General features: G+C 66.7%; 12 protein-coding genes, 1 pseudogene and 1 riboswitch. Of the genes and pseudogenes, 7 read left to right on the plus strand and 6 right to left on the minus strand.

The features are described from left to right. Positions 1-341: 341 nt before the first annotated feature. The 4 genes and pseudogenes from HF680_RS13465 to HF680_RS13480 form a co-directional block, all read right to left on the minus strand. Positions 342-1,190: pseudogene (locus HF680_RS13465) on the minus strand (type IIL restriction-modification enzyme MmeI); the annotation flags it as partial. A 62-nt stretch (positions 1,191-1,252) separates the two neighbouring features. Further along, positions 1,253-2,446 (minus strand): imidazolonepropionase, encoded by a 1,194-nt coding sequence (gene hutI / locus HF680_RS13470; RefSeq protein ID WP_045811252.1) that lies wholly within the window; start codon positions 2,444-2,446, stop codon positions 1,253-1,255. Continuing rightward, positions 2,443-3,168, minus strand: coding sequence for a histidine utilization repressor (hutC, locus tag HF680_RS13475; protein ID WP_185225421.1), 726 nt, complete (start codon positions 3,166-3,168; stop codon positions 2,443-2,445). The genes hutI and hutC overlap by 4 nt, the downstream gene beginning before the upstream one ends. After that, complete coding sequence (locus HF680_RS13480; RefSeq protein ID WP_317134082.1) at positions 3,165-4,541, minus strand: formimidoylglutamate deiminase; 1,377 nt, start codon at positions 4,539-4,541, stop codon at positions 3,165-3,167. The genes hutC and HF680_RS13480 overlap by 4 nt, the downstream gene beginning before the upstream one ends. Positions 4,542-4,618: 77 nt before the next feature. Here HF680_RS13480 and hutG point away from each other — a divergent pair, with 77 nt between their 5' ends. From hutG to hutH, 3 genes are read left to right on the plus strand one after another with little or no spacing between them, the layout of a single operon-like run. Then, positions 4,619-5,431, plus strand: coding sequence for an N-formylglutamate deformylase (hutG, locus tag HF680_RS13485; RefSeq protein WP_185225422.1), 813 nt, complete (start codon positions 4,619-4,621; stop codon positions 5,429-5,431). Between the two features lie 2 nt (positions 5,432-5,433). Continuing rightward, on the plus strand, positions 5,434-7,098 hold the full coding sequence (hutU, locus tag HF680_RS13490) for a urocanate hydratase (RefSeq protein ID WP_185225423.1): 1,665 nt from the start codon (positions 5,434-5,436) through the stop codon (positions 7,096-7,098). 3 nt (positions 7,099-7,101) lie between these two features. Beyond that, entirely contained in the window at positions 7,102-8,631 is a 1,530-nt protein-coding gene (gene hutH, locus HF680_RS13495) for a histidine ammonia-lyase (protein WP_185225424.1), read from the plus strand. A 6-nt stretch (positions 8,632-8,637) separates the two neighbouring features. Here hutH and HF680_RS13500 read toward each other — a convergent pair whose 3' ends face one another. Further along, a complete protein-coding gene (locus tag HF680_RS13500) occupies positions 8,638-9,159 on the minus strand; it encodes a manganese efflux pump MntP (RefSeq protein WP_235968988.1) in 522 nt (173 codons plus the stop codon). Between the two features lie 79 nt (positions 9,160-9,238). Further along, a riboswitch (yybP-ykoY riboswitch) is annotated at positions 9,239-9,382 on the minus strand. A gap of 47 nt (positions 9,383-9,429) precedes the next feature. Next, positions 9,430-11,328: a PPC domain-containing protein gene (locus HF680_RS13505; protein ID WP_185225425.1), complete on the minus strand. Its 1,899-nt coding sequence runs from the start codon at positions 11,326-11,328 to the stop codon at positions 9,430-9,432. A gap of 92 nt (positions 11,329-11,420) precedes the next feature. Here HF680_RS13505 and HF680_RS13510 point away from each other — a divergent pair, with 92 nt between their 5' ends. The 4 genes from HF680_RS13510 (at position 11,421) to HF680_RS13525 (ending at position 14,587) form a co-directional block, all read left to right on the plus strand. Next, positions 11,421-12,344, plus strand: a complete 924-nt coding sequence (locus tag HF680_RS13510) for a bifunctional methylenetetrahydrofolate dehydrogenase/methenyltetrahydrofolate cyclohydrolase (protein WP_185225426.1) — start codon at positions 11,421-11,423, stop codon at positions 12,342-12,344. A 61-nt stretch (positions 12,345-12,405) separates the two neighbouring features. Next, the gene (locus HF680_RS13515; protein ID WP_185225427.1) at positions 12,406-13,089 is read left to right on the plus strand and encodes a LemA family protein; all 684 of its coding nucleotides are present in this window, start codon (positions 12,406-12,408) and stop codon (positions 13,087-13,089) included. After that, the gene (locus HF680_RS13520) at positions 13,086-13,910 is read left to right on the plus strand and encodes a TPM domain-containing protein (RefSeq protein ID WP_185225428.1); all 825 of its coding nucleotides are present in this window, start codon (positions 13,086-13,088) and stop codon (positions 13,908-13,910) included. The genes HF680_RS13515 and HF680_RS13520 overlap by 4 nt, the downstream gene beginning before the upstream one ends. Then, the gene (locus HF680_RS13525) at positions 13,910-14,587 is read left to right on the plus strand and encodes a TPM domain-containing protein (RefSeq protein WP_235968989.1); all 678 of its coding nucleotides are present in this window, start codon (positions 13,910-13,912) and stop codon (positions 14,585-14,587) included. The genes HF680_RS13520 and HF680_RS13525 overlap by 1 nt, the downstream gene beginning before the upstream one ends. Positions 14,588-14,653: the final 66 nt, after the last annotated feature.

Below are 14,653 nucleotides of genomic sequence, written 5' to 3' on the forward strand. Positions count from 1 at the left end.
GACGGCCCCGCCGAGCGATCAGCGCTGTCAGCTCTCGCGCGACGCGGCGTCCCGAGATCGAGGTGTCGGGGATCGCCGCCAGGCACTCGCGGGTGGACCAACGTCTCGACCATGGCCTTTGGCGTGTAATGCGCTCCAAGCTCGCCCCTCTCCTCGGCGAACAAGGCATTTTCCATCAGCGCGCCAAAGATCGCAGGCTCGACCTTCGCCCAGTCGCAGGCCGCAGCCTGACAAAGAATATCCAGCTCAATTTCCGAAACCGCGATCGCCGCGTCTTCGGCGTACAGACCGCCATTGTACCAGAGCATGTCGCATCGAAGGACCGGGCAGTAACCCCCCGTATCCATCGTGCGGAATACCTGACTGATCGCTTTGCTGAAGTTCTGCGCAGCTCCCTGATAGCTTTTCAGGAACTCGCCAAAGGCTCGATCCGGGATCAGTTGAACGCTATCGGCAAACATGGCGAAAACGCACTGCATCACAAAGACGGCCACGCGCCGTTCCCATGCTGCCCGATGAACCGGATCGTTCGCTGCCGCTGCTTCGCACGAGAAGCGTTTTCGGAAGGACTGAACGAGGCGTCCCAGAAGCACAGCAACTTCCGTCGTTGTCTCCTCCACACGCCTTGCAGGGTCCAGCGACATGGGATCGCTCCACACGGCCGCCAGGCGCTCCCTGATCTTGGGATCGCGTAGATCCGAAAGCGCAATCCGGTAGTTTTCGCGGTCGGGATACTGGAGGTAGGTCTTTCCCATGCGGCTGAAGTCGGACCAGAGTTCAATGCTCCGCCCCACGTCGACCATGATGAGAAACGGCGGCCATTCGTCCAGCGCTCGCGCATAGCCCTTTGCCTGGGCCCGAGCCTTCTCCATTTTTCGTTCGACAACGTCGGGCCCGACCAACTTCATCTGCTGCTTGTCAGGACTGTTGGCCAACCGCTTGGCTGTCTGCTTCGCTTCAAGCACGAAACATTCGCGACGATAGCAGTCGATGTAGCCCCAATGGGAGCTGAGGTCGTCGTGACGGAACCTTACGATCCGTTCGAACCCGTAATCGGGGTCGCCGACCTTTTCGTCATTAGGAGCGGCGACACCAAGAACCCTGCAGAGTTGAATAACAAAGGACTGTGCTGTCTGCCGCTCTGAAGCCGAAGCGTTCGTCCAAATCTTGATGAAGTCGTCCACATCCATAAGTCGCACCCCAGAACAAGAATGCGTCTTTCGCGTGTGTTTTAAGCGGCCACAACCGGTGATTACATTTGGCCAAGAAGGGTTGGCTTGCCTAACCAATAGGAGAGTTCAGCAGGCCGCGAGATGTCCCAAATCGCCAAATCAGCGGCTTTGCCATTTTCGATGGTGCCGATCTCACCCGACAGACCCAGCGCCCGCGCCGCCTCTCGGGTCGCGCCGGCTAAGGCCTCTTCGGGTGTCATGCGGAACTGAACGCAGGCGAGGTTGAGCGCGGTGGTCATCGAAGCGACGGGCGAGGTGCCGGGGTTGCAGTCGGTGGCGACGGCCATCCGCACGCCGTGGCGGCGCAGGAGATCGATGGGCGGCGGCTGGGTCTCGCGCAGCATCAAATAGGCGCCGGGCAACAGGACGGCGACCACGCCGGCTGCGGCCATGGCGGCGACGCCTTCCTCGGTCGCATGTTCGATGTGATCGGCGGACAGGGCTTCGTAACGCGCCGCCAGCGCCGCACCGCCGCCGTTCGACAACTGATCGGCGTGCAGCTTGACCGGCAGGCCCAGCGCACGCGCCTTGTCGAACAGGCGCGACACTTCCGCGGTCGAGAAGGCGATGGGCTCGCAATAGGCGTCGACCGCATCGACCAGACCTTCGGCATGGGCAGCAGGCAGGATGTGATCGATGGCCAGATCGACATAGGCGGCCCGGTCGTCGCGATATTCAGGCGGCACGGCATGCAGGCCCAGATAGCTGGTGCGGACACGCACTCCGCCCTCGCGCCCGATCCGACGCGCAACACGCAGCATCTTCAGCTCCGTCTCAAGGTCCAGACCATAGCCGGATTTGATCTCGACGGTGGTGACCCCTGTGGCCTTCAAACCCGCCAGACGTGTCATGGCCGAGGCGAACAGGTCATCCTCCGACTCGGCGCGCGTGGCCTTCACGGACGAGACGATGCCGCCGCCGGCCCGCGCGATCTCCTCATAGGGCGCGCCACCCAGCCGCTGTTCGAACTCGGCCGAACGGTCGCCGCCGAACACCAGGTGGGTGTGGCAGTCGATCAGGCCAGGCGTGATCCAGCGGCCGTCCAGCCGCTGGGTTTCAGCTGCCTCTACGGCCGGCAGGTCAGCGCGCGGTCCCACCCAGGCAATGCGGCCATCGGCGACGACCACGGCGGCGTCCTGTATCGCGCCGTAAGGAACCCGTCCCTCGACCATGGTGGCGACGTGGCAATCGATCAGCAGACGGTCGGCCTTCATCGGCGAGGTTCCTTGGCCAAAACGGGTGAACGGGCTGACGAGAAGCGCGCCACCAGATCGTAGCGGTCGCCGGGGAAGGTCTGCCACACCCGCGTCACCCCCTGCCCGTCCCGCCATGTCCGCCGCTCGACGCATAGACAGGCGGCGCCGGGCTTGAGTTCCAGCAGGCGGACAGCGCGGGCGTCCGCCGCGATCGCTGAGATGCGGTTCTCAGCCTCAGTCCAGGGCGCCGAGTCCAGCAGCCAGCTTCCCGGCGGAACCGTATGAAAATCGACATCTATGGCTTTAGGCGCCGCGCCGAGCGCGATGAGCCTGTGTTCCAAAGCCAGGGGCGCGCCGTCGGCGCTGTGCAGACAGGTCAGATCCAGCAGAAGACCACCCGACGCCAGTTCGATTTCGTCCTCACCATTTGGCTCGCGTTCGATCCGCTCCATCAGGACGTAGCCGTAAGCCTGCCCGCGCTCGATCACCTCGGCCCGCAGGTCGGGAATAGCCAGGACGGCAGCGTGGGCGTTGGGCTGGGCGACGAAGGTACCGGCTCTGCGTCGGCGCGTCACCAGCCCCCGCCCCGCCAGTTCCGAGATGGCCTTGGACACCGTCATGCGCGAACAGTTGTAGCGTTCAGTCAACTCATGCTCGAACGGAATGCGGTCGCCGGGCGATAGCTCGCCGGACAGGATGAGCCCCTCCAGATCGGCGTAGATGCGGCGATGAAGGCTCACCCCAACACCGCCGACAAGGACTTGCGATAACGCGCCTCGATGCCGTCCCGCGCGATGTGGCGGCCGTCTTTCACGACCTCCCGCCCCGCGCGCCACACCGAACGGATCGAGCCCGTCGGCGCGCCAAAGATCCAGCTGTCGAGCACCGCATCGCCCGACCGTCCCGCAAAGGCAGCGCCGCTCGTGTCCAGCGATATGATGTCCGCCGACGCCCCGACGCTCAGCCCCGATGCCGTGCCTGTCGCCTGGACGCCGCCCGCCAGCGCGCGATCGAACAAGGCGCGGCCCGTCGACCGTTCAGGGTCAGCCATGACGGCGCGACCGCGCCGCGCCAGCCGCTGGCTGTACTCCAGCATCCGGAGTTCCTCTGCGACGCCGATCTGCACGTTGGAATCCGTCCCGATGCCAAACCGCCCGCCGGCACGCGTGAAATCGACCGCCGGGAAGACGCCGTCGCCCAGATTGGCCTCCGTAATCGGGCACAGGCCGACGACGGCGCCGCGCGCGACGACGCCGCGCCATTCGGTCTCAGTCACATGGGTGGAGTGGATCAGGCACCAGCCCGAATCGACCGGCGTGTTGGCAAGCAGCCATTCGACCGGCCGCGCGCCAGACCAGGCCATGCAGTCCGCAACCTCCTTGGTCTGTTCGGCGACATGGATATGGATCGGACCGTCGCCCGCCAGCGCGGGCATAGCCGTCACCTCATCCGGGCTAACGGCGCGCAGGCTGTGCGGCGCCACCCCGACCACGGCGTCGGGCAGATCGGCGGTCAGGGTCCGGCATCGCGCGACCAGATCGGCGAAACCGTCCAGATCGTTGATGAAGCGCCGCTGTCCATGCGCCGGCGGCTGTCCGCCGAACCCGGCATGGGCGTAGAAGACCGGCAGCAAGGTCAGGGCAATGCCCGTCGCCTGCGCCGCCGCCACGATCCGCGCGGCGACCTCGGCCCGGTCCGAATAGGCCGCGCCCGACGGGTCGTTGTGCAGATAATGGAACTCGGCGACGCGGGTGAATCCGCCTTCCAGCATTTCCACGAAGGCCAGGGCGGTGATGGCCTCGATCTCTTCCGGCCCGCCCCCATCCAGGAAGCGGTACATCAACTCGCGCCACGTCCAGAAGTCGTCGTCCGAAGGCCCGCGCGCTTCGGTCAGGCCCGCCATGGCGCGCTGAAAGGCGTGGCTGTGGACATTGGCAACGCCCGGCAGGGCGACACCGCCCCCCTCGTCCGCAGGGCTGCGCGCCACGCCGGTTTCCAGACTGGCGATCCGCCCGCCCGCCACACCGATGCGGACATCGCGCGCCCAGCCGTTCGGCAAGAGAGCCGCCTCGAACCAGAGGGTGCGATCCACAGGCTGCGGCTGAAGGGTCACTGGACAGGTCCGTGTCGTTGCGATCAATATGTCTAGACATACCACGATGGATCGATTTGGCGAGGGAGGCCGAACGGATGCAGGACTGGCTGACCGTCCACGAAGGTTCGGCGCCGCTGGTGATCGGCCTGCCGCACACCGGAACGGATATTCCGGCTGCCATCGAGGCGCGGATGGCCTCGCCCTGGCTGGCCCGCAAGGATGCGGACTGGTGGGTGGATCGGCTGTACGACTTCGCGATCGATATGGGGGCCACCCTGGTGCGAACGGGCGTGTCTCGCAGCGTCATCGATGTGAATCGCGATCCGTCGGGCGTCTCCCTCTATCCCGGCATGACCACGACCGGCCTGTGCCCGACAGAAACCTTCGACGGAGAACCGCTGTATCAGGCAGGTCAGGAGCCCGACGCGGCCGAAACGGAGGAGCGACGTGCGACTTGGTTCGATCCCTACCACGCCGCCCTGCAGGGCCAGTTGGAGCGACTGCACAGCCGAGGTCCGGTCGTCCTCTACGACGCCCATTCGATCCGGTCTGTCGTGCCGCGCCTGTTCGAGGGCGAACTGCCGAAGTTCAACATCGGCGACAACGACGGCGCCACCTGCGCCAGCGAGCTGACGCAGGCTGTCGAAGAAGCCTGTGCCGTCAGCGGCAACAGCGTCGTCGTCAACGGCCGCTTCAAGGGTGGCTGGACCACGCGCCATTATGGCCGTCCGGAAATCGGCGTCCACGCCATTCAAATGGAACTGGCGGACCGGGGCTACATCCTCGATCCCGCCGGCCCGGTGTCGCCCGACAACTGGCCTAGCCCCTATGAGCCCGACCGCGCCGCGCCGATGCGCGGCCATCTGCGCCGCGTCCTGACCGCCTGCATCGCCTTCGCCGAGAGCTGACTATGAACACGCCCAACGCCCGGATCGTCCGCAGCCCGCGCGGCCCAGAAAAGACCGCCAAGACCTGGGCCGCCGAGGCGGCCATGCGCATGCTGATGAACAACTTGGATCCCGAGGTGGCCGAGCGGCCCCAGGACCTCGTCGTCTATGGCGGCATTGGCAAGGCGGCGCGGGATTGGGCGGCCTTCGACAGAATCGTCGAGACCCTGCAGGCGCTGGAGGTCGACGAGACCCTGCTGGTTCAATCCGGTAAGCCGGTCGGCGTCTTCCGCACCCATGCCGACGCCCCGCGCGTGCTGATCGCCAACTCCAATCTGGTGCCGAAATGGGCGACCTGGGAGCATTTCAACGAGCTCGATCGCAAGGGCCTGGCCATGTATGGCCAGATGACCGCCGGCTCGTGGATCTACATCGGCACCCAGGGCATCGTCCAAGGCACCTACGAGACCTTCATGGAGGCCGGCCGCCAACGCTACGGCGGCGACTGGTCCGGCAAATGGATCCTGACCGCAGGTCTTGGCGGCATGGGCGGGGCCCAGCCCCTGGCCGCGACCATGGCGGGCGCATCCTGCATCACGATCGAATGTCAACGCAGCCGCATCGAGTTCCGTCTGCGCACGCGCTACGTCGACGTCATGGCCGAAAGCCTGGACGAGGCCCTGGCGCTGCTGGAGCAATCGTTCCGCGACAAGAAACCCTTGTCGATCGGCCTGTTGGGCAATGCAGCCGATCTGTTGCCTGAAATGGTCCGGCGCGGCATCCGGCCCGATCTGGTCACCGACCAGACCAGCGCGCACGATCTGATCAACGGCTATCTCCCCTCGGGCTGGACCGTCGCGGAGTGGGAAGACAAGCGCGTCAGCGATCCAAACAGCGTCGCCGCCGCCGCGCGCACCTCCATCGTCGCGCATGTGAAGGCCATGCTGGACTTCCAGGCGATGGGCGTGCCGACCACCGACTACGGCAACAACATCCGTCAGGTCGCCTTCGACGCGGGCGTGACGAATGCTTTCGACTTCCCCGGCTTCGTGCCCGCCTACATCCGCCCGCTGTTCTGTCGGGGGATCGGTCCGTTCCGCTGGGCGGCGCTGACCGGCGATCCGGAAGATATCAGAAAGACAGACGCGGCGATGAAGCGCCTGTTCCCCGACAACGCGGGTTTGCATCGCTGGCTCGACATGGCGGGCGAGCGCATTGCCTTTCAAGGCCTTCCCGCCCGTATCTGCTGGATCGGATTGGGTGACCGCCACCGCGCCGGCCTGATGTTCAACAACATGGTGGCGTCGGGCGAACTGTCCGGCCCCATCGTCATCGGCCGCGATCACCTGGACAGCGGTTCGGTCGCCAGCCCGAACCGCGAGACCGAGGCCATGATGGACGGATCGGACGCCGTGTCCGACTGGCCTCTGCTGAACGCCCTGCTGAACACGGCCTCGGGCGCCAGTTGGGTGTCGCTGCACCACGGTGGCGGCGTCGGCATGGGCTATTCGCAGCATTCGGGCGTCGTCATCGTCGCGGACGGCACCCCGGAGGCCGCCCAACGGCTTGAGCGGGTGCTGTGGAACGACCCCGCCACGGGCGTCATGCGTCACGCCGACGCCGGCTATGAGATCGCCCGCGCTGCCGCGCGCGAGCACGAACTGAACCTTCCGAGCCTGAAGGCCTGAACCATGACCGCGATTACTCTCGGCCAGTCGCCTCTCACACTTACTCAGCTTCGTGCGGTGCTGGAGGGCCCTGCTATCGTCTCACTGACGCCCGCCGCCTGGGCCGATGTGGAAAGGGGCGCAGCGACCATCGCCGCCATCGTCGCCGAGGGGCGCACCGTCTATGGCGTCAACACCGGCTTCGGCCTGCTGGCCAACACGTCCATCGCGCCTGAAGACCTGGAGACGCTGCAGCGTAATCTGGTTCTCAGCCACGCCTGTGGCGTCGGGCCGCTGCTGCCGGATTCGGTGACGCGTCTTTTGATGGTGCTGAAGATCGCCAGTCTGTCGCGCGGCGCCTCGGGCATTCGGCGCGAGACGCTGGAGGCCCTGATTGCCCTGGTCAACGCGGACGTCCTGCCCTGCATTCCATCCAAGGGATCGGTCGGCGCCTCGGGCGACCTGGCGCCGCTGGCCCATATGTCCTGCGTCCTTATCGGCGTGGGCGAGGCGCGGCTGAACGGCGAGACCTTAGAGGCCGAAGCGGCTCTGGCGAAGGTCGGCCTGACGCCTCTGACGCTGGGCCCGAAAGAAGGCCTGGCGCTGCTGAACGGCACCCAGTGTTCGACGGCCCTAGCCCTGGCCGGTCTGTTCGCGGCCGAGGCGACGTTCGCGGCAGGCATCGCCGCCGGGGCTCTGTCGGTCGATGCCTTGAAGGGGTCCGACGCGCCGTTCGATCATCGCATCCACGCCCTGCGCGGTCAGCCCGGCCAGATCGCCGTCGCCGCACGCCTGCGCGAACTGATGGCGGGCTCCGCCATCCGCGACAGTCACCGCGACGACTGCTCCAAGGTCCAGGATCCCTACTCCCTGCGCTGCCAGCCCCAGGTGATGGGCGCAGTCCTCGACGTGCTGACCAGCGCCGCCGCCACGCTGGCGCGCGAGGCCAACGCCGTGACCGACAATCCGCTGGTCTTCATCGAGGATGGCGACGTCATCTCGGGCGGAAACTTCCACGCCGAACCCGTTGCTTTCGCTGCCGATCAGATCGCCATGGCTCTGTGCGAGATCGGCAATATCTCCGAACGCCGCACCTCGATCCTGGTCGATCCCAAGATGAGCGAACTGCCGGCCTTCCTGGTCAAGGAAAGCGGCCTGAACTCCGGCTTCATGATCGCCCAGGTGACGGCGGCCGCCCTGATCGCCGAAAACCGCATGGTCGCTCATCCGTGCAGCGTCGACACCGTGCCGACCAGCGCCAATCAGGAAGATCACGTCAGCATGGCCACCCACGGCGCCCGCCGCCTGTTGGACATGGCCGAGAACACGGCGACGGTGGTCGGCATCGAACTTCTGGCGGCGGCGCAGGGACTGGAATTCCATCGGCCGCTCACCAGCTCGCCGGCGCTGGAACAGGTCTTCGCCACCGTCCGCGAGGCCGCCGCCCCCTATGCCAGCGACCACTATTTCGCCCCGGACATCGCCCGAGCGACCGACGCCGTGCGCGCCGGTCGTTACCGAACCTTCGCGGCGGACCTGCTGCCCTCGGCCTGATCCGGCTCAGCCGCCGAGAACGCCCAGGTGTTCGAGCAGGATGGCCGTGCCCAGACCGATCAGGGCCACGCCGCCGATGATCTCGGCCGTCTTGCCGAATCGCGTGCCCACGGCCTTGCCGATCAGCATGCCGATGGTGGTCAACACGAAGGTGGTGAAGCCGATCGAGGCGGCGATCACCCAGATATTGGCCCCGATGAACGCCAGCCCAACGCCCACGGCCGCAGCGTCGATGCTGGTGCCGACCGCCGTCGCCACGAGCGCCCAGGGGCCGGACCGGCGCGGCGCCTCATCTTCGTCCGCGCCGCGAGGTTGAACGCCTTCCCAGATCATCTTGCCGCCGACGATCAGCAGCAGGGTGAAGGCGATCCAGTGATCGACCTTTTCGACCAGCCCGGCGGCGATGATGCCCAGTCCCCAGCCGATCAGGGGGGGTGATCGCCTCGATGACGCCGAAGACCAGGCCGGCCTTGACCGCGTCCTTGACGACAGGTCGATGCGACGCCCCGCGTCCGACGGCGGCCGCAAAGGCGTCCGTGGACATGCTGAGCGAGAGAATGGCGATGGCGCCTGGGGTCATGGAACAGCACTCGACCGGACGCGTGACAGCGGTCCTGCACCGGCCGGTCGCGGCGTCAGGACACGCTGGTCTCGCTAGGCGGTGGTTCCGCTGATCGCGCCACGCGCCGAAGCGCGAGTATGTTGACGCGATCCCGACGACGAACGCCGGAAGCTACTCCCCAACAGGAGGCGGCTCTCTACACGCCGCCTCCCGCGCTTGGCAACCTCACAGGTCGATCAGCCGCCCGACTTGGGAGCCATGACGACGGGCGCATCATCGCGGGCCGAGGTCGATGCGCCGGCCGGTTGGCGCTCGACCGTCAGGGCGTAGGCGCCCATCTGATTGGGTCCATAGGCGCGGGCGCGCACGACGTACCAGCCGTCGTCCGGCGCGGTCCAATCCAGCTTGGCGTGCGCGTCAGACAGGCTGTCGTCATCTGTGGCCAAGCTGGTGAAATCGCCGTCTTCGTCTTCCTTGCCCAGGTCGATGAAGGAGTCGAAGGCGTTGGACACCATCGTCAGACGCAGCTTCTCGTCCTTCTTGGCCTGGAAGCGGTAGGCGTCGAAAAAGGCGCCTTCGTCGCTGAGCGCGGCGCTGTTCGACAGGGTTCCGCGCACGGTCGACCCGATCAGCAGGCTGCCGGGCTTGGGCTCTGGCCCGCGATCCAGCAGTTCCAGCGAATAAAGGCCCTTGCCCTCCGCATCCAGCGGCATGGCGCGGACCACATAGTTCCCGGCCGAAGGCAGGGTGAAGTTCAGCCGCGAATCCGTGCCCTCGGCCAGGCCGTCGTCATCGCTGGCCAGGCCCTCGAACTCACCGTCGGCCTTGCCGATCTCCAGATAGGCGTCGAAGTCGCCGGACCGCAGGATCGCCTGGACACGCTGACCTTCCGTTCCAGCAAAGACATAGGCGTCATAGCGTTTGCCGTCGTCGGCCTGGGGGTCCTCGTCGGTGATCTCGCCTTCCACGGTTTGACCCAGGGTCGCCGTGGTCGGCGGCGGCGGCGGCGCGATTTCGGTCAGCTTCAGCGTATAGTCGCCCTCGGCCTCGTCGCTGAACCCTCGCGCCTCGATGATGTAGTCGTCATCGGCGTCCAAGGTGCGCGCGATGCGGGCGTCGGTGCCCGAGCCGGCGCCGTCATCATCCTCCGCCAAAACCGCATCATCCGAAGCGCGGCGAAGCGTCAGATAGGCGTCGAAGTCGCTCGACTTCATCTCGATGGCGACGCGCTGGCCGTTCGTTCCGGTGAAGCGATAGGTTTCTGCGCGCTGGCCGACGTCGTTCGTGGCGCTGTCCGAGCCCAGTTCACCCTTGATCTCGTCACCGATCGCGATGGGCTTCGACGGCGGGGCGGGCGGGGCCTCGGACAGGCCCAGTTCGTAGCGCCCCAGCCCGTCTTCCAACGACGTGGCCCGGATCACATATTCGCCGGCCGTCGGCGCCGTGAAGGTCAGCCGCGAGTTCAGCCCGCCGCCGGGCGCGTCGTCGTTCGAACTAATTTCCACGAAATCGGGACCGTTCATCCGCCCCACCCGCACGAGGGGATCGAAAGCCTCGGAATCCAGCGTCACCACGAACCGATCGCCGGCGTTGGCGCGGAAGGCGTAGGCGTCATAGCGGCCGCCGTCTTCCTGCTCGGGATCGCGCGCCGTCAGTTCGCCGCTCTGGGTCGCCCCGATACGAATGCCGCCGGGTCGCGGCGCGCGCGGCGGCGCCGGGCGTTCCTGCAACGATAGACGATAGTCGCCGCCGTCCAGTCCGCTCAGCGTCCGGGCTCTCAGGATATAGGTCCCCGCCTGCTCCGGCGTGAAACGCAACCGCGCATTCGTGCCGTCACCCAGTCCGTCGTCGTCGGACGCCAGCGGCTCGCCTGCCGCGCCGTCGGCATGGATTTCCAGATAGGCGTCGAAAGCGTCCGACCTCAGCGTGGCTTCCAGCCGCTGCCCCGCTCGCGCCTCGAACCGATAGTCGTCATAGCGATAGTCGTCATTCGCCGCCTTGGCGTCGCCGTCCGTCAGGGCGCCGTTCACGTCCGCGCCGATGCGCAACGGCTGCGCGTCCTGGGCGACGGCCGGCGCGACCGCCCACAAGAGGGCAAGGGTGCTGACAGCGGCGGCGAGCGACGGACGGTTCATGAATTCCTCCAGCATAGGCTGCGGATCATAGACGCCGAACCGTGACGCCTGTAAATCGCCGCCATCCTGATTTCCCGCCAGACGGAGCTGCCATGTCGGCCCAATCCACGCCTGCGACCCTGATCGACGGCAAGGCCTTCTCGGCCGCACTGGTGGAACGCGTCGCCACGGCCGTCGCCCGGCTGGAAGCCGCGCACGGCGTCAAACCCGGTCTGGCCGTCGTCATCGTCGGCGAGGACCCGGCCAGCCAGATCTACGTCCGCAACAAGGGTGAGACGACGCTGCGCGCCGGCATGCGCTCCGACACCCACCGTCTGGCCGAATCGACGCGCCAGGATGAACTGCTGTCCCTGATCGCCCAGTTGAATGCGGATGCCGGCATCCACGGCATCCTGGTGCAACTGCCTCTGCCCGCCCACATCGATGCGACGGTGGTTCTGGACGCCATTTTGCCGGACAAGGATGTGGACGGCTTCCACGTCGTGAACGCGGGTCGTCTGGCTGTCGGCCTGCCGGGTCTAATCCCCTGCACGCCCCTTGGCTGTCTGATGCTGCTGAAGGATCAGCTCGGCGATCTGTCGGGCCTGAACGCCGTCATCGTCGGCCGATCCAACATCGTCGGCAAGCCGATGGCGCAGTTGCTGCTCGGTGAAAGCTGCACCGTCACCATCGCCCATTCGCGCACGCGGAACCTGCCCGACGTCTGCCGTCGCGCCGATATTCTGGTCGCCGCCGTTGGTCGGCCCGAGATGATCAAGGGCGACTGGATCAAACCGGGCGCAACCGTCATCGATGTAGGCATCAACCGCGTTCCCTCGGCTGATCCCGTCAAGGCCGCCGAGGGCAAGACCCGCGTCGTCGGCGACGTGGCCTTCAAGGAGGCGATCGAGGTCGCCGGCCGCATCACGCCGGTGCCGGGCGGCGTCGGCCCCATGACCATCGCCTGTCTGCTGGCCAACACCTATTCGGCCGCCTGCCGCCTCAACAATCTCCAACCGGAGCCATTGGACGCTTGATGCATTCATTGGGCCGGTGAATAGTCCCGCTCAACGGCGCTGTCGCCGAACGGGAGATGTCATGGTCCGCTTCAACGCTCGCGCCGTCGCTCTGACCGGCGCTCTGATGATCGTCCCCGCCGTGGCGGGCTGCGGCTACAACACAATTCCAACCAAGCAGGAACGCGCCGAGGCGGCCTGGGCCGATGTGCAGAGCCAGTATCAGCGCCGCGCCGACCTGATCCCCAATCTGGTCGCGACGGTTCAAGGCGCCGCGATTCAGGAACGCACCACCCTGACGGACGTCATCAACGCCCGCGCCCGCGCCACCTCGGTCAACGTCTCGGCCGACGACCTCGATAATCCGCAGGCCTTCCAGCAGTATCAGGAAGCCCAGGGCCAGCTGTCCGGCGCCCTGTCGCGCCTGCTGGTGACGGTCGAAGCCTATCCGCAACTTCAGGCCAACCAGAACTTCCTGACCTTGCAGTCCCAACTGGAAGGCACCGAAAACCGCATTCAGATCGCGCGCCGCGACTACAATGAGGCCGTCCGCGACTACAACACGACGCTTCGCACCTTCCCGCAGGTGATCTGGGCCAAGACCCTGCACGGCGGGTCGCAGCCGATGCAGTTGTTCACCGCCACCGCCGCCGCCCAGTCGGCGCCCCAGGTCAACTTCAACCTGAACGCCCCGCCCGCCAACGCCTCGGCGCCCGGCGGCGGCGCTCCGGCCGTGGCGCCGGGCGCGCCCCCGCCCGCCCAGTGACAAATCTTCAAGCGGCGGCGCGGCGTTCGCCGGGCGTCGCCGCCTTCCTTGTCAGCCTTGTCATCGCCTTGCTGCTGGTCCTGCCGGCGGCGGCTCAGAGCAAGATCGACTTCCCGCCCCTGACCGGCCGCGTGGTCGATCAGGCCAATCTGCTTGATCCGGCGACGGAACAAGCCCTGACCGAAAAGCTCGCGGCGCTGGAAGCCAGTTCCACCGACCAGTTGGTCGTCGTGACGGTCAACAGCCTCCAGGATCAGGAGATCGAGGACTACGGCTATCAGCTGGGTCGCGCCTGGGGCATCGGTCAGAAGGAGAACGATAACGGCGCCCTGCTGATCGTCGCGCCGAACGAACGCAAGGTCCGCGTCGAGGTCGGCTATGGGCTGGAGCCCATTCTGACCGACGCCTTCTCGTCCCAGGTCATTCGCAACGACATTCTGCCGGCCTTCCGCGACGGCGATTACCAGGCGGGCGTGATCAAGGGCGTCGACGCCCTGATCGCCCAGCTGTCGCTCGACCCGGCGGAGGCGCAGGCGCGCGCCCAGGCCGCCGCAGCCGAGCAAGCCGACACCAAGGGCGACTCCATCATTCCGCTGGTCATCATCGCCGGGCTTTTCCTCTTCATCTTCTTGATCGCCATGCGGTCCGGACGCGGACGACGCAGCAATGTCAGCTCGGTCCTGCTGTGGGCGGCGTCCGAGGCGCTGCGGAACTCCGGCAGAGGCGGCGGCGGTTGGGGCGGCGGCGGCGGCTTCGGCGGGGGCGGGTTCGGCGGCGGAGGCGGCAGTTTCGGCGGCGGCGGCGCGTCGGGGGGATGGTGATGCAGATCACGGACAACGACCGCACCCGCATCGCCGAAGCCATAGCGGCCGCCGAGCGTCAGACATCGGGCGAAATCTTCTGCGTCGTCGCGCGCCGGGTCTCGACCTACGTGGACGTCAGCCTGGCCTGGGCGGCGGCGATGGCGCTTGTGGCCCCGATCGTCTTCGTACCTTTCGTGCTGGATCTTCGCTGGCCCAGCAATGGCTGGGAGGCGGCCCACCAGGCCGCGCAAGAGGCCACGACGGCGCAGGCTCTGGGCCTTTACGCCCTGTCGCAGGCCGTCGTTTTCGTCGGCGTCTTTCTGGTGACTCGTATCCCGGCCGTGCGCCGTCTCGTGACGCCTGCCGGCGTCAGGCGCGGCCGCGTCAGGGAGGCGGCCTTGCAGCAGTTCCTGGCCCAAGGCGTCCGTGTCACGCAGGAGCGCACGGGCGTGCTAATCTTCGCGGCCCTGGACGAACATCAGGTCGAACTGATCGCCGATGAAGGCATCTACGCCAAGGTCGATGAGGACGCCTGGGCGCAGGCCGTCGCCGTCCTGACCCGCGAGTTGCGCGCCGACCGACCCGTCGATGGATTCGCCGCCGCCATCGGTCTGTGCGGCGAGGTTCTGGCCCGCCACTTTCCGCCGCGCGCCGACAATCGCAATGAGTTGCCCGATCATCTGATCCTGCTCTGATCGTCGCATCGGGGTCGCAATCGCGCGCCAGAAGGCCTAGCCCACGGTCATCTTTCAAACAGCCGC

Source organism: Brevundimonas huaxiensis, from assembly GCF_014218725.1.
Taxonomy (GTDB): domain Bacteria; phylum Pseudomonadota; class Alphaproteobacteria; order Caulobacterales; family Caulobacteraceae; genus Brevundimonas; species Brevundimonas huaxiensis.

Excerpts from the sequence above, each read along its gene's own strand:
- hutI (WP_045811252.1), bottom strand. The coding sequence starts at position 2,446 with ATGAAGGCCGACCGTCTGCTGATCGATTGCCACGTCGCCACCATGGTC.
- hutG (WP_185225422.1), top strand. The coding sequence starts at position 4,619 with ATGCAGGACTGGCTGACCGTCCACGAAGGTTCGGCGCCGCTGGTGATC.
- hutU (WP_185225423.1), top strand. The coding sequence starts at position 5,434 with ATGAACACGCCCAACGCCCGGATCGTCCGCAGCCCGCGCGGCCCAGAA.
- hutH (WP_185225424.1), top strand. The coding sequence starts at position 7,102 with ATGACCGCGATTACTCTCGGCCAGTCGCCTCTCACACTTACTCAGCTT.
- HF680_RS13505 (WP_185225425.1), bottom strand. The coding sequence starts at position 11,328 with ATGAACCGTCCGTCGCTCGCCGCCGCTGTCAGCACCCTTGCCCTCTTG.
- HF680_RS13510 (WP_185225426.1), top strand. The coding sequence starts at position 11,421 with ATGTCGGCCCAATCCACGCCTGCGACCCTGATCGACGGCAAGGCCTTC.
- HF680_RS13515 (WP_185225427.1), top strand. The coding sequence starts at position 12,406 with ATGGTCCGCTTCAACGCTCGCGCCGTCGCTCTGACCGGCGCTCTGATG.
- HF680_RS13525 (WP_235968989.1), top strand. The coding sequence starts at position 13,910 with ATGCAGATCACGGACAACGACCGCACCCGCATCGCCGAAGCCATAGCG.